Source organism: Anaeropeptidivorans aminofermentans, from assembly GCF_940670685.1.
Lineage (GTDB): Bacteria > Bacillota > Clostridia > Lachnospirales > UBA5962 > Anaeropeptidivorans > Anaeropeptidivorans aminofermentans.
The window spans coordinates 3,129,723-3,148,412 of record NZ_OW711693.1 but is presented as its reverse complement, the minus strand read 5'-3'; the positions used below and the strand labels follow the sequence as shown (position 1 = coordinate 3,148,412).

Sequence of the window (18,690 nt, the reverse complement as noted above, 5' to 3'; positions counted from 1 at the left end):
TTTTGGTTAAAGGAGGGAAAATCTTGAACAAAATCGATCCGAGTACACTTGACCTTAAAGACAAGGTTGTTACCATTAAAAGGGTTACAAAAGTTGTTAAGGGTGGTAGAACCTTCCGTTTTGCAGCATTGGTCGTTGTTGGAGACGAAAACGGCCATGTAGGCGTAGGCTTAGGAAAAGCAGCGGAAATTCCTGAGGCTATCCGTAAAGGCAAGGAAGATGCTAAGAAAAACATGATTTATATAGAAAAGAACGAGGTAGACAGCTTGTATCATGAGATTACAGGACATTTCGGAGCTGCATCAGTGCTTTTAAAGCCTGCTCCAGACGGTACCGGAGTTATCGCAGGCGGCCCTGTTCGTGTAGTATTGGAGCTTGCAGGCATTCGTAACGTAAGAACGAAGTCCTTAGGCTCAAACAATAAGAGAAACGTAGTTAACGCTACGATTAACGGCTTAAGCTCTATTAAGACTCCAGAACAAGTTGCCAGACTCCGCGGTAAGAGCCTGGAAGAGCTTTTAGGTTAAGGAGGAAAAATAAGTGGCGAACGAATTAAAAATAACTTTAGTGAAGTCTACCATAGGCGCAAAGCCAAAGCACAAGAAGACTGCTGCTGCTTTAGGCCTCACAAAACTTAACAAAACAGTTACCCAGAAGGACAATGCCGCAATGAGAGGCATGATTAAACACATTTCTCATCTGGTAAAGGTTGAAGAAATATAATTCTAAAGGAGGTGCGCAAATGAACTTAGGCGAATTAAGTCCGGCTCCCGGCTCAAAAACAAAAAAGTTTAGAGTAGGTAGAGGTCACGGCTCAGGTAATGGAAAAACTGCCGGAAAGGGACATAAGGGCCAGAAGGCTCGTTCAGGCGGCGGTGTAAGACCGGGATTTGAAGGCGGCCAGATGCCACTTTTCAGAAGACTTCCCAAAAGAGGCTTCAAATGCAGAAATTCTAAAGAGATTATTTCTTTAAATGTTTTCCAGCTTTCCGTATTTGAAGACGGAGATGAGGTAACCATCGATACGTTAAAAGGCAAAGGCTTGATTTCAAACCCAAGAGATGGCGTTAAGATATTAGGTCATGGCGAATTAGATAAAAAACTCACTGTTAAGGTAAATTATTTTTCACAGACAGCGATTGAAAAGATTGAGGCAGCAGGCGGAAAAGCAGAGGTGATTTAATGTTTAGCGTATTCACTAACGCATGGAAAGTTAAGGATATAAGGAAAAAGCTCTTATACGCCGTTATGGTCGTTGCCGTATATAGACTTGGTTCTGCAATACCTCTTCCCGGCATTAATCTCACTGCATGGCAGTTCGTTCGTTCCTCAGGAACCAACAGAACGCTTTTTGCAACAATTGCAGGAGGCGGTATAGGAACCATATTCCAAATGGGTATCGGCCCTTATATCACTTCTTCGATTATAATGCAGCTCTTAACTGTTGCTATTCCAAGGCTTGAGCAGATGCAGAAGGAAGGCGAAGAAGGACGCAAGAAAATCAATCAGTATACCAGGATTGTGGCAGTTGCCCTTGCAGCTCTTCAGGGAGCCGGAACCGTATTTTCACTCAACGCCGACGGCTTATTTATCCATGCAAACATGCTTACATGGATAATGGCTACTTTATCATTAGTTACTGGTACTATTTTCGTTATGTGGCTTTCAGAGCTTGCTACGGAAAGAGGCATAGGAAATGGTTCCTCATTTATCATTTTCTCAAATATACTTGCAGGCGTACCTTCCTCTTTAATGAGAATGTACTCCTATGCAGCAAGTAACGGTGCAGTAGGAGTTATAGTTACGCTGGTATTGGCTGTAGCCTTTATTCTCCTTATTGCCTTTGCTATATTGATTCAGGACGGTGAAAGAAGAATTCCCGTTCAGTATTCAAAGAAAATGGTAGGCCGCCAGATGTACGGCGGGCAAAGCTCTTATATACCCATTAAGGTAAATATAGCCGGCGTTATGGCCATCATCTTTGCCATAAGCTTAGTGCAGCTTCCTGCAACCATTTACGGATTCTTCCCAAGTCCGGCTCTTGCTAAGGCTTCCGAGATACTTGCGATGACCCATCCTGTTGGTGCATTGGTTTATGTTGCGCTTATCGTATGCTTTACCTTCTTCTATACCTCTTTTGCGGTGAACCCTATAGAGATGGCTGAAAACATGAAGAAGAACGGCGGATTTATCCCTGGTATCAGACCAGGAAAGCCTACAAGCGACTATATTTCAAGAACGGTAAAAAGACTTTCCACAATAGGCTCCGGATTCTACGTAATGCTTGCTATTATCCCTATTATATTCCAGTGGGTGCTGGGCATGAGCGCAGGTTTCGGCGGAACTACGCTTCTCATCGTTACAGGCGTTGCCCTTGAAATAGTAAAACAGCTTGAATCCCAGCTTCTTATGAGACATTACAAAGGATTTTTAAGTTAAATTTTAGTCTTAGAGCTTTATAATGCAAGGTGCTTAAAGTCTTGTTTAAACCAGGCAAGCTTATTAATAAATCAATTTTAAGTAAGCTAGATTTATAGTTAACAAACTTTATATCAAGTTTGTTAACTATAAACTTAAATATTTACCTTGATTGCCTCTCTGTAATTATTGTTTAAACAAGCACCTGCAAGTATTTGGGAGGCGTAGAAATGAAAATCGTATTGCTGGGCGTATCCGGCGCAGGCAAGGGTACCCAGTCCAAAAGGCTGGCTAAACATTATAATATCGAGCACATTTCCACTGGCGATATTTTGAGAGATCATATGGCCAGAAAAACAGAAATCGGTGTGGAAATTCAGCATATTATGGATACGGGCAGACTGGTTTCAGATGAGCTAGTAATAGAAATCGTAAAAGAAAAGCTCAAAGGGCCGGAATGCACCAGAGGATATATATTAGACGGCTTCCCTAGAACGATTTTTCAGGCCGAGGCTCTTTCCGGATTTGCCGAGATAGACAAGGCCGTTTATGTAAAGCTTTCGGACGATTCAGTTATAGAAAGGCTTACAGGCAGGCGGGTATGTCCCAAATGCGGGCAGATGTACCACATAAAGAACTTTCCGCCTAAAGTAGCCGATATCTGCGATGTATGCGGAACGGGGCTTGTACAGAGGGAAGACGATAAAGCTGAAACTGTAATGGAACGACTTAGGGTTTTTCACGAGTTGACAGAGCCCATCATAGATTTTTACAGTAAGAGGAATTTGCTGCTTGAAGTATCAGGCGAAGGCGCCATAGATGAAATTACTGAATCTATCATAGAGGGCTTTCAGAAAACTTCAAACTCTCAGTAAATTCTACTGAAACCAGCGTATGCTTCGTTCAAAATGCTCAGAATACAACCAGTATTCTTGCGCTTTTGGTCTCGCCTTCGCTTGTTTTCAGCGAATTTTCTGTCGGTTTTCTATTTTCAGAAATGCCTTGGCCGTTTATAGAAAATTCATCGGGATTTTCTGCTGAGCCTGAAAGGGGACTTTAAAATGGCAATAATAATAAAAAGCAATGAAGAAATTAAGCTTATGCAAATAGCTGGAGATGTTGTAGCAAGGACTCACGAGCTTATTGAAAAATATGCAAAGCCCGGCGTTACAACAAAAGAGCTTGATACCATAGCTGCCGACTATATCCGATCAAGAGGCGCCATCGCTTCATTTTTGGGCTATGAAGGTGCGTTCGGTGCAGGCAAGTATCCGGGAAGCGTATGCTTAAGCATAAATGAAGAAGTTATTCATGGAATACCCAGTTTAAGAAAGCTTAAAGATGGCGATATTCTTAGTGTTGACATCGGAGCGTATATAAACGGCTACCACGGAGACGCCGCAAGGACCCTTTGTATAGGAAATGTTTCCGAGGAAGACAGAAAGCTTGTCGAGGTAACAAAACAATCCTTCTTTGAAGGAATAAAAATGGCAAAAGAAGGCAATCATCTTTATGAGATTTCGGCTGCGATAGAAGCTTATGTAGTAAGCCACGGCTTTTCCATCGTTCGTGACTATGTAGGCCACGGCGTAGGCAAAAATCTTCATGAAGCTCCTGAGATACCGAATTACAGGGTTCCAAGGAGAGGGCCAAAGCTTCAAAGGGGAATGGTTTTAGCTATAGAGCCTATGGTAAACATAGGAACCTGGGAAGTAGAGGTTTTAGATGATCTTTGGACTGTCGTTACCTGTGACGGCAAGAAATCTGCCCATTATGAAAACACCATAGCCATAACCGACGGTGAGCCGGAAATACTCACTATGGTTCACTAATATAGGGCTTATTTCACAAAAATCATATTCATGAGTACATTTTTGAAAGAAAATGTATGATAATTTCTGCATTTATGGTAAAATATATTTCTGCTTTTTATGCTATGCTAATTAAACTTTAATCGTATCAGAACCATTAAAGGTTTTTTGATTCCTTAAAAATTTATTTAGTAAAATATGCAGCAAATTTGCTTAGAACAAAACAAGATTAAGGCAGAAACAAGAATCTGTTTTTGTTACTGCAATTAATTTGTTTTACTATAATGTAAATTTGCGGCGGCCTGCTTTTAATTTGCCGGACTACAGCAGCCTTGTTTTATACTCTAGTAAAATAATTACAGCTATAGTAAAGCAAATGAGTATTAAGCCTATGCTTAGACTTAATATTTTGTGAAAATTTACTTTCAGAATAAGATTTTGAAAGTATAGTAATATAGTTTTAAGGCAGTAACAAAAACCTATTTTTCATAAACGGCTTCATCTATAGAAGCGCTTAAATGAAGCCATTCAAAATATACGCTTTTTGTTACCCTGTTTAAGGTATATTACTATAGTATGACTTGCTAAAACAGCCCGGCTGTATTTGAAAAAAGCTAACCTTAATAAGGGTAAAGGGGTTGGATAAGGCCATGGAATTTGAATGCGGGCAGATTGTTTTTTCCAAATGCGGCAGAGATAAGGGCTTACCCTTTATGATAATTAAAATAGAAGGTGAATATCTCTATCTTTGTGACGGCAGTCTCAGGAAAATAGAAAAGCCTAAAAAAAAGAAAATAAAGCATGTACAAAGGACAAAGTGTGTCGATTCTGAAATAGCAAAAAGCCTCAAGGAAGGCAAGGCAATTTTGGATTCTGATATTAGAAAGAGTATAGCCGCTATGTCTTAGGGAATATATTATATTCCATGTATATAAGGAGGTTAAATTACTTTGTCTAAAAGCGATGTTATTGAAGTAGAAGGAAAGGTTATTGAAAAGCTTCCTAATGCCATTTTTTTGGTAGAGCTTGAAAATGGCCACAGAATAACCGCACACCTTTCAGGTAAGCTTCGCATGAACTTTATAAGGATAATACCGGGAGACAAAGTCTTAATAGAAATGTCACCCTATGACCTTACAAAGGGCAGGATTATCTGGAGAGACAAATAAATTCGGCATAGAAAAAGCATTAAGCAATATGCGAAAGGAGTTATCGGCATGAAGGTAAGATCATCAGTAAAACCTATATGCGAAAAATGCAAGGTTATTAAAAGAAAAGGCAAGATAAGAATAATTTGCGAAAATCCTAAGCATAAGCAGGTACAAGGTTAATTTTTATATTTTATCATGGTTAAAAGAGGGTCATAAATCCTTGGAAATCAGATTGTTACCTTGTTGCGAGGCATGAGAAAAGATGTGTTTACATCAGGCGGTAAAGCTTTAAATAATTGTAAAACACAGCTTTTCAAAGCTTTAAGGATTATGAAAATTATTGGATTAATTTATTTAACCCAGGAGGTGTTTGTGCTAGATGGCACGTATAGTAGGCGTAGATTTACCAAGAGAAAAGCGAGTTGAAGTTGGCCTTACCTATATATTCGGTATCGGCGCTCCGTCAGCCAAGAGAATACTTGCGGAAGCTAAGGTTAACCCCGACACAAGAGTAAGAGACCTTACAGATGACGAGGTTACAAGAATAGCAGACGTTATAGATAAAACTCAAAGAGTAGAAGGCGATTTGAGAAGAGAAGTAGCCCTTAATATTAAACGTCTCGTTGAAATAGGCTGCTACAGAGGCATTCGTCACAGAAGAAGCCTTCCTGTAAGAGGCCAGAAAACAAAAACAAACGCTAGAACAAGAAAAGGCCCGAGAAGAACGGTTGCCAATAAGAAAAAATAATTTGTTGTAAATCAAGGAGGTTTAGTATAGATGGCTAAGAAAGCGGTTAAAAAAGTAGCACGCAGACGCCGTGAGAAAAAGAATGTTGAGCGTGGCCAGGCGCATATCCAATCAAGCTTTAACAATACGATTGTTACAATTACGGATGCCGCAGGCAATGCGCTTTCATGGGCCAGCGCCGGAGAACTCGGATTTCGAGGCTCAAGAAAATCCACTCCGTATGCAGCTCAGATGGCAGCCGATAAAGCAGCTAATGCAGCGAAAGAATTCGGCCTTAAAACAGTTGAGGTATTCGTTAAAGGTCCCGGAAGCGGAAGAGAAGCGGCAATTCGTGCCCTTCAGGCAGCAGGCCTTGACGTAACAATGATAAAAGACGTTACTCCTGTACCACATAACGGTTGCAGGCCGCCAAAACGCAGAAGAGTTTGATTAAAAGGATTGGGAGGTGCGAATAAATGGCGAGAAATATGGAGCCGGTACTTAAGAGATGTAAGGCCCTTGGCATTGAGCCAATGGTACTTGGTATAAATAAGAAATCTAAAAGAGAAGTTTCCAGAGGCAACAGAAAAGTAAGTGAATACGGCCTTCAGCTTAGAGAAAAGCAGAAAGCGAAGTTCATTTACGGTGTGCTTGAAAAGCAGTTTAGAATTTATTTTGCTAAAGCTGAAAAGCAGCCTGGAATCACTGGTGAAAACCTTTTAAGAATGCTTGAAACAAGGCTTGATAACGTTGTTTACAGGCTTGGTTACGGAAGAACAAGAAAAGAAGCAAGGCAGATTGTAGGCCATAAGCTTATTCTTGTTAACGGAAAATCTGTTAATATTCCTTCCTATAGGGTTAAAGCAGGCGACGTAATATCTGTAAGAGATAAATCAGCAAATCTTCAGAGATTTAAAGATGTATTAGAAGTAACAGAATCAAGGATTGTTCCTGAATGGCTTTCTGCCGACCACGAGAAGCTTACAGGCACAGTTTTGAATCTTCCCAGCAGAGAGCAGATGTCAGATATTCCTGTTAACGAAACGCTTATCGTTGAGTTATACTCAAAATAATAAGCAATATTTGAGGTGTTGTTATAGACTCTGCTTTTGCGGAGGTAGATAAATGTAAGGAGGTTTGAATGCGTGTTTGAATTTGAAAAACCTCGCATCGAAATAACAGATTTGTCACAGGACGGTACGTATGGTAAATTCAGCGTAGAGCCTCTTGAGAGAGGTTATGGTACGACCTTAGGCAATTCTCTAAGAAGGATATTATTATCCTCATTGCCGGGGGCGGCTATAAGCAGCATAAAGATCGACGGTGTTCTCCATGAATTCAGCGTATTGCCGGGCGTAAAAGAAGATGTGACAGAAATAATATTAAACCTTAAAAACCTGGCGATAAAGAATAACAGCGACTCGCCGGAGCCCAAGATTGCTTATATAGACATGGTAGGCGAAGGAGAAGTGAAAGCCGGAGACATTAAGGTTGATGCGGATATAGAGATTATGAACCCTGACCTTCATATTGCCACCCTTTCAGGTGGACCAGGCTCAAAGCTTTTTATTGAAATGACTATTACAAAGGGCAGGGGATATATAAGCGCCGACAAGAATAAGCGCCCGGATCAGCCGATCGGTCTTATTCCGGTAGACTCTCTCTATACGCCTGTTCGCAGGGTGAACTTTGTTGTAGAGGACACACGTGTAGGTCAGACTACGGACTATGACAAGCTGACTCTTGAGGTTTGGACAAACGGAACCATAACTCCTGACGACGCAGTAAGCCTTGGAGCTAAAATTTTAAATGAGCACCTTAAATTGTTCATTGATTTATCGGACAATGCTAAAAATGCTGAAATTATGGTCGAGAAGGAAGAGGGCAAGAAGGAAAAAGTTCTTGAGCTTAGCATAGAAGAGCTGGACTTATCCGTTCGTTCCTATAACTGCCTCAAGAGGGCAGGTATCAATACGGTGGAAGACCTTGCCAACAAGACCGAGGAAGATATGATGAAGGTACGTAATCTTGGGCGCAAATCCCTTGAGGAAGTATTAAATAAACTTGCAGAGCTTGGCTTATCGCTTAAGCCCAACGATGAATAGAAATTTAATTTAGGGAGGTTTTAAAATGGCCGGTTATAGGAAACTTGGTCGTACATCCAGCCAGCGTAAGGCAATGTTACGTAACCTTGCGACCAATTTATTATACCATGGAAAGATTACAACTACTGAGACCCGTGCTAAGGAAGTTCGTAAAATTGCCGAGAAACTCATAACTTTATCTGTAAAAGAAAAGGATAATTATTCAGAAGTTACAGTAAAGGCAAAAACTCCTAAAAAGGATGCTTCCGGCAAGCGCGTTAAAGAAGAAGTAAACGGCAAAAGGGTAACAGTGTATGATGAAGTAGAAAAAACCATTAAAAAGGATAATCCTTCCCGTTTAAACGCCAGAAGGAAAATATACAGTGTATTATATCCTGTTACGGAAGTACCTGCTGATGGCAGAAAAAAGAGAAGCAACACCGTTAAAGTAGACATGGCTGATAAACTCTTTAACGAAATCGCTCCGAAGTACAGCGACCGTAAGGGCGGATACACAAGAATGGTTAAATTAGGCATGCGTAAAGGTGACGCAGCTGAAATGGTTATTATTGAATTAATTTAATTTACTTATATAAAAAACGCAGGCAAAGGCCTGTGTTTTTTATTTGGGAATTTATGTATCACGGGCGGATGGTTCTGTTAAATAAGCATTCTTTGTATTTATAATGGTGATAGACGAGAGGGGCCATAAGCGGATATAGTAAAACAACTTTAAAGTAGTACCAAAAGCCTACTTTTCATAAACAGCTTAATATAACAGAACCCCTTCTGTTAAGCCATTCAAAATATACGGCTTTTGTTACTGTAATCTAATTGTTTTACTATAAACAGTAACAAAACGGTATACTCGTAGAGACTTAAAAATGTACCGTTTCCGAAGAAAATCCGTATTTTTGAGTCTCTGATGAATCGGTTTTTGTTACTTCTTTATAAGAAATTTGCTATAAGCATTAAGTATCCGCCTGCGGAGAAGCCCATCAAGCCGAGGCGTCTGTTATGTCGCTCTAACACTAAAGCAATGTAACCAATAAAATGATAATATCTAATATGCAATATAGCAATCATTTAATACATATGATATACTTGATTTGCTTAGTGTTAAATTATGACCAATAGAAACAAAATAATAAAAATATTCATAAGCGTAATTTATAACTGTCGAGTCATTAGGGGGAGATTATTATTTCAGGAAGAGACATCGATTTAAGCAGCCCGAACATTAAAGGCAATCTTATACGCCTTGCAATTCCCGCCATATTGGCTCAGGCAGCCAATTTAACCTACAGCATTGTAGGAAGGATATTTATAGGGCAGCTTTCCTATGGCAGTGTTGCCATGTCAAGCATAGGAATTACCATGCCCATCATCATGGTGATTTCAGCCTTTACGGTACTGATAGGATACGGAGGGGCGCCTATCGCCGCCATTGCCTTAGGCGAAGACAATAAGGAAAAGGCCGAGAAAATTCTTGGAAACAGTTTTTCCTCTTTAATTACTATGGCCATCGTTTTGACGGCAGTTTTTCAATTATTCAAAGAACCGCTGCTCTGGCAGTTTGGGGCCAGCAGCGCAACCATTGATTATGCCGTTGATTATTTATCCATATATTTATGGGGCACATTATTTACTCAGCTTACCATGGGTATGAACACCTTTATCAATACCCAAGGATATACTCAGGTTGGTATGGTGTCCATTTTTATAGGGGCTATATTAAATCTTTTATTATGTCCATTATTTATATTTAATCTTGATATGGGGGTTAAAGGTGCAGCTCTGGCAAGCGTTATAGCCCAGTTTGCCGCTATGCTCTGGATATTGGCATTTTTATTCGGAAAGCGGACAAAGCTTAAAATCAAAAAGGGAAATTTAATTTTTGATAAAAAAGTCATGCTTACCATCTTAAGCCTTGGAACGGTTCCTTTTATTATTAACGTTTCGGAAAGCGCTATTATTGCAGCTTTAAATACTCAGATACTGGAATTCAGCGGTGACCTTGCCGTATCTGCAATGACTGTAGCCATAAGCGTAATGCAGATTGTACTGATTCCTCTTATGGGGCTTTCCCAGGGGGCACAGCCTATTTTAGGATATAATTACGGCGCAGGAAATAAAAAGATCGTAAAAGAAACATTTAAAATCCTTTTTTTAGCCTGCTTGATTCATACCTTGTTTTTTACAGGAGTAATTCTTATTTATCCATATCCTATAATAAAGCTTTTTAACAAGGACCCGGCTCTTGTGGCAATTTCTGCTGAAACAATACGCTATTATTTTATAGGCACTGTGGTAATCGGCGGGCAGATTGCAATCCAGCAAACCTTTATGGCCCTTGGAAGGGCGCGGGAATCCTTTCTGATTGTATTTTTAAGAAAAATAGTGCTGCTTCTGCCCTTAATATATATTCTTCCTAATTTTCTTACGAGCAAATATCACGGAGTACTTTTGGCAACCCCCGTAGCAGATATAATTTCGACCGTATTTGCATTTATAAGCTTTTATATTTTTTATAACAAGTCTTTGTATGAAAATGCCGAGGTGAAAGCGGCATAAGATAAAAGCCTTATTTTCCATTTATGGAAAATAAGGCTTTTTTAAGTTAACTTGTAAGACGGACATTATCACTATCTGCATTAATAAAAACAGGAATTTATACAGAAAACTATTTAAGTATGAAAGATTTATGGTATACTATTAAAGACTTCGTAGGTCTTGAAGAATAAGGTAAAAATGAGGTTTGACAATGAAAACCATTAAGTCTGAAAACTTAATATTTGAATATAAAAGGTATGACCAGGAAAAAAATGAAACAACTAAAATCAGGGCCCTAGATAATATCAGCCTTGAAATTGAAAAGGGAGATTTTGTAGCCGTGCTCGGCCATAACGGCTCCGGTAAGTCCACCTTGGCAAAGCATATTAATGTAATTTTAAAGCCGACGGAAGGCGCGGTATTTGTAAACGGTATGGACACAAGAGACGAAAGCCTTATATGGAATATACGTCAAAACGCCGGAATGGTGTTCCAAAACCCTGATAATCAAATCATCGCAACCATCGTTGAAGAAGATATTGCTTTCGGCCCTGAAAACCTTGGCATAGCGCCTTCAGAAATCAGAAGGCGGGTAGATGAAAGCCTTTCTATGGTCAACATGGGGGAGTTTAAAAAGAGCACGCCAAGCTATTTATCGGGAGGACAGAAGCAGAGAATCGCCATAGCAGGTATTCTTGCCATGCGGCCAAGCATTATCGTTCTTGATGAGCCTACGGCCATGCTTGACCCCATAGGCCGGAAGGAAGTTATAAACACCGTTATGCGCCTGAATAAAGAGGAAGGCATCACCATCGTTTTAATAACCCATTTTATGGAGGAAGCCGTAAAGGCAAACAGAGTGGTAGTAATTAACGAAGGCCAAATAGCCATGGACGGCACGCCGAAGGGAATATTCAGAAGAGAAGATGAGCTTAGAAATTTAGGCCTTGATATTCCTCAGGTGACGGAGCTTTCCCATGCTCTTAGGGAAAAGGGCCTTAATATAGAAGACGATATTATAACCATAGATGAAATGGCGGATAAATTATGTCAATTGAAATCAGGAATTTAACTCATGTTTATGCTAAGGATACGGCCTTTGAAAAAAGGGCGTTGGATAATATAAGCTTTACAATAAACACAGGGGAGTTTTTCGGCATCATAGGCCATACGGGAAGCGGAAAATCAACTTTGATACAGCATTTTAATTCTTTGCTTAAGCCGGATTCTGGAGAAATATTAATAGACGGTCAAAACATAAATACAAATAAAGAAAGCATAAAGATTTCCCGCCAAAAGGCAGGCCTTGTGTTCCAATATCCCGAGCATCAGCTTTTTGAAACCACAGTGTTTAAAGATGTTGCCTTCGGGCCGTCAAATATGAAGCTTCCCCAGGAAGAAGTATCAAGGCGGGTAAAAAAGGCCCTTAAGCTTGTAGGGATAGAAGAAAATCTCTATGAAAAAAGCCCCTTTGATTTATCAGGGGGCCAGAAAAGAAGAGTAGCCATAGCCGGCGTTCTTTCCATGGAGCCGGATATCCTGATTCTTGATGAGCCTACGGCAGGCCTTGACCCTAAAGGCAGAGAGGAAATCCTCGGAAGCATTTCAGCTCTTCATAAGAGCCTGAATAACACGGTTATCATTGTATCTCATACAATGGAGGATATAGCCAAATATACGGACAGGCTTGCGGTTTTGGATAAGGGCAGGCTCAAATATATCGGAAGCCCTCAAGAGGTGTTTCGAAACGCAGAAGAGCTTGAAAAAATAGGCCTTGCCGCCCCTCAGATTTCTTATCTGATTAAAAAGCTGAATCATCAGGGCTTTCATTTAAGTGAAGATATTTATACTGTTGAAGAAGCAGCGGAAGCCATCATGAAGGAAATACAGTAAAACAACTTTAAAGTAGGAACAAAAGCCTATTTATCATAAACGGCTTAATAGAATAGAACCCCTTCTATTAAGCCATTCAAAATATACGGTTTTTGTTCCTGTAATCTAATTGTTTTACTATAGGAAATCGTTAAGTATTTTTAGGATTTATTCCGCAAATTTCTTATCTGACAATAAAATTACGAATAAAAGCAAGGGGACAGTGATGAATTTAAATGTAGCAATCGGCCAGTTTTACCCTGTTGAGTCGAAAATACACAAGCTTGACCCAAGGTCTAAGCTCATGGGGACTTTGGCGTTTATTATACTTTTATTTATTGTAAATAATTTATGGGGATATGTTTTGGCCGGGGCAGGCCTTGCCTTAGTTATAAAGCTGAGCAATGTTCCCCCTAAATATATGTTTAAAGGCCTTAAAGGGCTTATGTTTATCATAGCCTTTACAATCATATTAAATGTATTCTTTTCTCCCGGGGAAACGGTGATTTTTTCCTTAGGATTCATAGAGATAACAAAAGAAGGCCTTTTAATGGCTCTTAAAATGGGCATCAGGCTTATTATGCTGGTAGTAGGCTCTTCCATACTGACCCTTACTACAAGTCCCATAGAGCTTACAGACGGCATAGAACGGGGTCTTTCCCCTTTTAAGAAAATAGGCCTTCCTGCTCATGAAATAGCCATGATGATGACCATAGCACTGCGGTTTATACCGAACCTTATGGAGGAAGTAGACCGTATTATGAAAGCCCAGATAGCGAGGGGAGCGGACTTTGACACAGGCGGAATAAAAGAAAAAGCAAAAAGCCTTATACCCCTTCTTGTACCGCTTTTCGTATCGGCCTTTCACAGAGCCGACGACCTTGCCATGGCAATGGAAGCAAGATGCTACAGGGGAGACGTTAACAGGAGCAAAATGAAGGAAATGAAATATACAGCGGCAGATAAAGTGTTTCTTGCATCGTTTTTTATATTTTCTGTTTTGCTTGTTTTAACGAGAATGCTTCCGCCTTTATTTTAACACTAAAATTTATAGGATAGATGATATGAATATACTTTTAACAATTGCCTATGATGGAAGCGCTTATGCAGGCTGGCAGTTTCAAAATAACGCAGTTACGGTACAGGAAAAAATAGAAGAAGCCCTTAAAAAGCTTTACAAAACAGATATCTCCGTCATGGGGGCAAGCAGAACCGACACGGGGGTTCATGCCATGGGCCAAAGGGCCCTTTATGAAGGAAAGGATAATATCCCTCTTTCCAATATACCATCGGCCCTTAATTCCATTCTTCCGGAGGATATTAGAATATATAAAGCGGAAGAGGCAGCGGAAGACTTCCACCCTATATTTGACGCCAAGAATAAGACTTATCGATATGTAATGCAAAACGGAGCAGTTAAAAACCCTCTTTTGAGAAATTATTCTTGGTATGTGCCCTATGCCCTTAATTTGGATAAGATGAAAAAGGCCGCGTCCCGGATGATAGGAGAGCATGATTTCGCCTGCTTCTGTGCTTCAGGAGGTTCTGCAAAAACGACGGTTCGAAAGATAAACAGCATTGAGCTTTATAAAGAAGGAGAGCTTATTACATTCTTTATAAACGGCAACGGTTTTTTATACAATATGGTTCGTATTATAGCGGGAACGTTAATGTATGCCGGCTGCGGAAAAATAGATGAAAACGCCATAAAAGGGATAATTCTTTCAAAGGACAGGACAAAGGCCGGAATAACGGCGCCGCCTCAGGGCCTTACATTGATGGAGGTTTATTACAATTAAAAAAGACCGGAAAACCGGTCTTATATATTTATCAAAGCTCAAATAACAGATGCTGTATTTATTCACAGCCGGCCGGAATCCTTTACGAATTCTTATAGCTTAAATAATTACTGATAACTTTGGGGACGTAATTTTCCGTTTCTTCATAAGGCGGTATGCCGTTATATTTAGTAACGGCACCGGGGCCTGCATTATAGGCGGCTAAGGCGTTTTCGAGGCTGTTATCGAAGCGGTCAAGCATCTGCCTTAAATATTTTGTTCCGCCGTCAATATTTTCGTTGATGCTATAGGGGTTTGAAACGCCTAAAGAGCTTGCCGTTGTTGGCATCAACTGCATAAGGCCCATTGCTCCGGCTTTTGAAACGGCGTTTACATTGAAATTGCTTTCTTGCTTTATAACGGCTTTTATAAGATTCGGGTCAATTTGATATTTTTCAGCGGCGGAAATAATAGCGCTGTTAATGGTATTATTTGCTTCATCGTTTTGTATGGTATCATTTATGTAAGCGGATAAAATATCGTTAAAGCTTTCTTCCGTCTTTTCAGCGGAAGAAAGAGTTTCCAGAGGTAATTCCTCGGCCTTTTGGACAGGGCTTTTTTTATAAACCTCAAGATTCAGATTGAGGCTTTGGGCGATATTTTGAACGATTTCGTTATAAATTCCGTAAGGAGAAAGAGCCATTTTTTCACATCCGTAATCCTATGATAAATTTAGTATACAATAAGTACAAAGCGTTTTCAATTGATATATTTCTTTAAACTCGCCATACCGAAGAGCTTTCAGACATTTCTTTTTATGTATCGCCTTATTTTTAATGGTAATGTCATGAACTTAACAGAAAATTAACAGGCTTAATTATAATATTGTGATATTATTTATAGCAGGTGAGTTTTGTTAAATTAAATATGATTTATAAATTTTACTTCGGCTATATAATATATCGGCAGTAAATGCAAAAGATATAAATGATTTCTTAGAAACTTCAAGGAGAGATAAAAATGGAATTAAATAATTCTAAGGCATTAAAAACCCTTGAATTTAATAAAATAATAGATATTTTAAAGGCCAAGGCCTTAACCCCCACAGGAAGGGAAAAATGCGAAAGCCTGAAGCCTGTGACGGATATAGATGAAATAAGGACTTTTCAGATACAGACAAGCCAGGCGGCTTCCATGATTATAAAGAAAAATTCATTAAGCCTTGGGGGAATGAAGGATATTCGCCCTGCCGTAAAAAGAACGGCCATCGGGGGAATTCTCAATATAGAAGAGCTTCTTCATATAGGAGATTTTGTTCAGGTTTCCGAAAGGGCCATCTCCTACGGCAGTGACGAGGATAAAAACGATAATTTCTTTATTTTGAAGCCCATGTTTGAAGCCCTGCAGCCTATGAAGGCTTTGAGCAGAGAGATTCAGCGCTGTATTTTAAATGATCAGGAGCTTTCAGACGACGCAAGCCCTGAGCTTTTTTCCATCAGAAGAAGCATCAAAACGGCAAATTCAAGGATAAGAGAGCATTTAAACAGCATCATTCATTCCCAGACCTATAAAACCTATTTGCAGGACAGTGTTATAACCCTCAGAAACGGAAGGTTCTGTGTCCCCGTAAAGCAGGAATACAAAGGCTCCTTTCAGGGGATTGTTCACGACCAGTCTTCTACCGGGGCGACCCTTTTCATGGAGCCTGCAAGCGTTGTAAATTTAAACAATAAGCTGAAGGAACTTTCTGCCGAGGAAGAAAAGGAAATAGAAAAGATACTTGCAAGGCTTTCGGCAATGGTTTATGAAAATGAAGCCGGGCTTCTTTCTAATCTTGAAATACTGACGGAGCTTGATTTTATATTTGCCAAAGGCCAGCTTTCCCTTTCAATGAAGGCTACGGAGCCTGTATTTAACGACGAGGGAAGAATCCATATTAAAAAGGGAAGGCACCCTCTTTTAAACCCCGATACAGTGGTTCCCACAGATATTTATTTAGGGAAGGATTTTACGACCCTTATTATAACCGGCCCCAATACAGGGGGAAAAACCGTTGCGCTGAAAACCATAGGCCTTTTTACTTTAATGGGTCAAGCGGGGCTTCATATCCCTGCCGGGCAGAATTCGGAGCTTTCCGTATTTGAAAATGTATATGCCGATATTGGAGACGAGCAGAGTATAGAGCAAAGCCTTTCTACTTTTTCGTCCCATATGAAAAACATCGTCAGCATCCTTGACGAAGTAAGCTACAATAGCCTTGTGCTTCTGGATGAACTGGGCGCAGGAACAGACCCGGCGGAAGGCGCCGCCCTTGCCATATCCATTATCCAGTATCTGCTGGACAGAAGAATTGTTTCGGCAATCACCACCCATTATTCCGAAATAAAAATATACGCTCTTTCTACAGACGGCATAGAAAATGCCTCCTGTGAGTTTGACGTGGACTCTTTAAGGCCGACTTACAGGCTTTTAATCGGTATTCCCGGAAAGTCCAACGCCTTTGCTATATCAAGGCGTTTAGGCCTGAAGGAAGAAATTATAGAAGCGGCAAAGGAAACTCTGTCAAAAGAAGACAAGCGCTTTGAAGACGTTATTACAGACCTTGAAATCAGTAAGAAAACGGTTATTTTAGAACAGGAAAAGGCCGAAGAGTACAGGCGTGAGGCCCAGAAGCTAAAAATAGAACTTGAAGCCCAAAGGGAAAAGCTTCAAAGCCAGAGAGAAAAAATAATCTCCGACGCCAGGCTTGAAGCCAGAAAAGTAATGCAGAACGCTAAAAACGAAGCCGATGAGCTGATTAAAGAAATAAGTAAAAATATGCGTGCTGCTGACGGCCTTTCAAAAGCCGATGAGGCAAGGAGAAAGATAAAGAGTAAAATATCCGGCTTAAGCGAAGGCATAAAAGAAGAAAACAGGCCTGCAAAAAGGCTTAAAACCGTAAAAAAGGGCGAAAGCGTGTTTATTCACAGCCTGAACCAAAGAGGAACGGCCCTTTCAGAGCCCGACAGCGATGGTTTTGTAAATGTAAAAGCGGGCATAATGAAAATAAAAGTAAATATTTCAGATTTATCCTTGGACGAAAGCGAAAAAACCTATACGGTAAACAGCAGGCCGGTTTCATCTAAGGTGAAGGCAGGAAAATCAATGAACCTTTCCCCGGAAGTGGATTTAAGAGGCATGATGAGTGAGGAAGCCATTGAAAAAACCGATAAATTCCTTGATGATGCCTATCTTGCAGGCATGAAGCAGCTTACCATAATCCACGGCAAAGGCACAGGGGTATTAAGGGCCGCAGTGCATAACCTTTTGAAGGGCCATCCCCATGTGAAAAGCTACCGCCTTGGCAGCTTCGGTGAAGGGGAAACCGGCGTAACCATATGTGAATTAAAGTAAGGAGGCGATATTATGGATCAGAGAACCAAGGTGCTTGTTGTTGATGACGATGCTCACATAGCCGAGCTTATCTCCTTATATCTCAATAAGGAAGGCTATGACACAAGAGAAGTTTATAACGGCAGAAAGGCAGTGGAGGAATTCGGCTCTTATTCTCCGAGCCTTGTGCTTTTGGACTTGATGCTTCCTGAAATGGACGGCTATGATGTATGCCGTGAAATCAGAAAAATGTCCTCTGTTCCCATTATCATGCTTACAGCAAAAGGCGAAACCTTTGATAAGGTTTTAGGTCTTGAGCTTGGAGCGGATGATTATATCGTAAAGCCCTTTGAGCCGAAAGAGCTTCTTGCAAGGGTAAAAGCAGTTTTAAGGCGGTACGACAAAAAGGATATAGAGCCTCAAAAGCAGATTGTTTTTCCTAATTTAAGCATTAATTATACCACCCATACAGTAAATTACCATGGGAAGGAGCTTGACCTTCCCCCGAAGGAATTTGAACTGCTCTATTTTTTAGCCATTCACCCCAATCAGGTTTTTACGAGGGAAAAGCTTTTGGATAAAATCTGGGATTATGAATATATGGGCGATACCAGAACGGTAGACGTACATATAAAGCGTTTACGGGAGAAATTTGAATACGAGGATACATGGAGCATTAAAACCGTATGGGGCGTAGGATATAAATTTGAAACAGGCCTCAGAGGATAATTATAGCAATAGTTCATAAAGCTTGTAATATAACTGCAGCGGAACAATAAAACAGCGGAATAAAAATCGTATATTATGAATGGCTTAAAATAGCGATTTTATAGTTTAGACTGTTTATGAAAAACAGGGATTTCCCAAAATGCAGCAAAAGGGAATATCGGATTCTGTTCCTGTTTTACTTTAAATTTACCGCAT

General features: G+C 40.2%; 22 protein-coding genes. 21 read left to right on the top strand and 1 reads right to left on the bottom strand.

What is annotated here, in order from left to right; genetic code table 11:
* The first annotated feature begins 23 nt into the window (after window positions 1-23).
* The 19 genes from rpsE to truA all read left to right on the top strand — a co-directional run bounded on the left by rpsE (window position 24) and on the right by truA (window position 14,415).
* A complete protein-coding gene (gene rpsE / locus NBX03_RS13330) occupies window positions 24-527 on the top strand; it encodes a 30S ribosomal protein S5 (protein WP_323373239.1) in 504 nt (167 codons plus the stop codon).
* Window positions 528-540: 13 nt separating this feature from the next.
* Window positions 541-723, top strand: coding sequence for a 50S ribosomal protein L30 (gene rpmD, locus NBX03_RS13325; RefSeq protein WP_250228264.1), 183 nt, complete (start codon window positions 541-543; stop codon window positions 721-723).
* Between the two features lie 19 nt (window positions 724-742).
* A complete protein-coding gene (gene rplO / locus NBX03_RS13320) occupies window positions 743-1,183 on the top strand; it encodes a 50S ribosomal protein L15 (RefSeq protein ID WP_250228263.1) in 441 nt (146 codons plus the stop codon).
* Window positions 1,183-2,439, top strand: a complete 1,257-nt coding sequence (gene secY, locus NBX03_RS13315; RefSeq protein ID WP_250228262.1) for a preprotein translocase subunit SecY — start codon at window positions 1,183-1,185, stop codon at window positions 2,437-2,439. Before rplO ends, secY begins: the two co-directional genes overlap by 1 nt.
* Window positions 2,440-2,648: 209 nt before the next feature.
* Window positions 2,649-3,293, top strand: coding sequence for an adenylate kinase (locus NBX03_RS13310; RefSeq protein ID WP_250228261.1), 645 nt, complete (start codon window positions 2,649-2,651; stop codon window positions 3,291-3,293).
* 186 nt (window positions 3,294-3,479) lie between these two features.
* Entirely contained in the window at window positions 3,480-4,250 is a 771-nt protein-coding gene (map, locus tag NBX03_RS13305; RefSeq protein WP_250228260.1) for a type I methionyl aminopeptidase, read from the top strand.
* A gap of 617 nt (window positions 4,251-4,867) precedes the next feature.
* Window positions 4,868-5,137, top strand: coding sequence for a KOW domain-containing RNA-binding protein (locus tag NBX03_RS13300; RefSeq protein ID WP_250228259.1), 270 nt, complete (start codon window positions 4,868-4,870; stop codon window positions 5,135-5,137).
* Window positions 5,138-5,179: 42 nt separating this feature from the next.
* Window positions 5,180-5,398, top strand: coding sequence for a translation initiation factor IF-1 (gene infA, locus NBX03_RS13295; RefSeq protein WP_250228258.1), 219 nt, complete (start codon window positions 5,180-5,182; stop codon window positions 5,396-5,398).
* Between the two features lie 48 nt (window positions 5,399-5,446).
* A complete protein-coding gene (rpmJ, locus tag NBX03_RS13290; RefSeq protein ID WP_089853954.1) occupies window positions 5,447-5,560 on the top strand; it encodes a 50S ribosomal protein L36 in 114 nt (37 codons plus the stop codon).
* Between the two features lie 199 nt (window positions 5,561-5,759).
* The gene (gene rpsM, locus NBX03_RS13285; protein ID WP_250228257.1) at window positions 5,760-6,128 is read left to right on the top strand and encodes a 30S ribosomal protein S13; all 369 of its coding nucleotides are present in this window, start codon (window positions 5,760-5,762) and stop codon (window positions 6,126-6,128) included.
* A gap of 30 nt (window positions 6,129-6,158) precedes the next feature.
* Window positions 6,159-6,557 carry a 30S ribosomal protein S11 gene (gene rpsK, locus NBX03_RS13280; RefSeq protein WP_250228255.1) on the top strand — a complete coding sequence of 133 codons (399 nt, stop codon included), beginning with the start codon at window positions 6,159-6,161 and terminating at the stop codon, window positions 6,555-6,557.
* A gap of 26 nt (window positions 6,558-6,583) precedes the next feature.
* Window positions 6,584-7,180 (top strand): 30S ribosomal protein S4, encoded by a 597-nt coding sequence (gene rpsD, locus NBX03_RS13275; RefSeq protein WP_250228254.1) that lies wholly within the window; start codon window positions 6,584-6,586, stop codon window positions 7,178-7,180.
* Between the two features lie 72 nt (window positions 7,181-7,252).
* Window positions 7,253-8,212, top strand: coding sequence for a DNA-directed RNA polymerase subunit alpha (locus NBX03_RS13270; protein WP_250228252.1), 960 nt, complete (start codon window positions 7,253-7,255; stop codon window positions 8,210-8,212).
* Between the two features lie 25 nt (window positions 8,213-8,237).
* Window positions 8,238-8,774 (top strand): bL17 family ribosomal protein, encoded by a 537-nt coding sequence (locus tag NBX03_RS13265; protein WP_250228251.1) that lies wholly within the window; start codon window positions 8,238-8,240, stop codon window positions 8,772-8,774.
* A 695-nt stretch (window positions 8,775-9,469) separates the two neighbouring features.
* Entirely contained in the window at window positions 9,470-10,765 is a 1,296-nt protein-coding gene (locus NBX03_RS13260; protein WP_250228250.1) for an MATE family efflux transporter, read from the top strand.
* A 190-nt stretch (window positions 10,766-10,955) separates the two neighbouring features.
* A complete protein-coding gene (locus tag NBX03_RS13255; RefSeq protein ID WP_250228249.1) occupies window positions 10,956-11,816 on the top strand; it encodes an energy-coupling factor transporter ATPase in 861 nt (286 codons plus the stop codon).
* Complete coding sequence (locus tag NBX03_RS13250; protein ID WP_250228248.1) at window positions 11,792-12,637, top strand: energy-coupling factor transporter ATPase; 846 nt, start codon at window positions 11,792-11,794, stop codon at window positions 12,635-12,637. The genes NBX03_RS13255 and NBX03_RS13250 overlap by 25 nt, the downstream gene beginning before the upstream one ends.
* 205 nt (window positions 12,638-12,842) lie before the next feature.
* Entirely contained in the window at window positions 12,843-13,655 is an 813-nt protein-coding gene (locus NBX03_RS13245) for an energy-coupling factor transporter transmembrane component T family protein (RefSeq protein WP_250228247.1), read from the top strand.
* Window positions 13,656-13,680: 25 nt separating this feature from the next.
* Window positions 13,681-14,415 (top strand): tRNA pseudouridine(38-40) synthase TruA, encoded by a 735-nt coding sequence (gene truA / locus NBX03_RS13240; RefSeq protein WP_250228246.1) that lies wholly within the window; start codon window positions 13,681-13,683, stop codon window positions 14,413-14,415.
* Window positions 14,416-14,497: 82 nt separating this feature from the next.
* Here the strand turns inward: truA and NBX03_RS15985 are convergent, their stop codons facing one another.
* Window positions 14,498-15,097, bottom strand: coding sequence for a lytic transglycosylase domain-containing protein (locus NBX03_RS15985; protein WP_323373238.1), 600 nt, complete (start codon window positions 15,095-15,097; stop codon window positions 14,498-14,500).
* Between the two features lie 317 nt (window positions 15,098-15,414).
* On the opposite strand from NBX03_RS15985, the gene NBX03_RS13230 reads away from it, so the two are divergent.
* Window positions 15,415-17,787, top strand: coding sequence for an endonuclease MutS2 (locus NBX03_RS13230; protein ID WP_250228245.1), 2,373 nt, complete (start codon window positions 15,415-15,417; stop codon window positions 17,785-17,787).
* A 12-nt stretch (window positions 17,788-17,799) separates the two neighbouring features.
* Window positions 17,800-18,495 carry a response regulator transcription factor gene (locus NBX03_RS13225; protein ID WP_250228244.1) on the top strand — a complete coding sequence of 232 codons (696 nt, stop codon included), beginning with the start codon at window positions 17,800-17,802 and terminating at the stop codon, window positions 18,493-18,495.
* Window positions 18,496-18,690 lie beyond the last annotated feature (195 nt).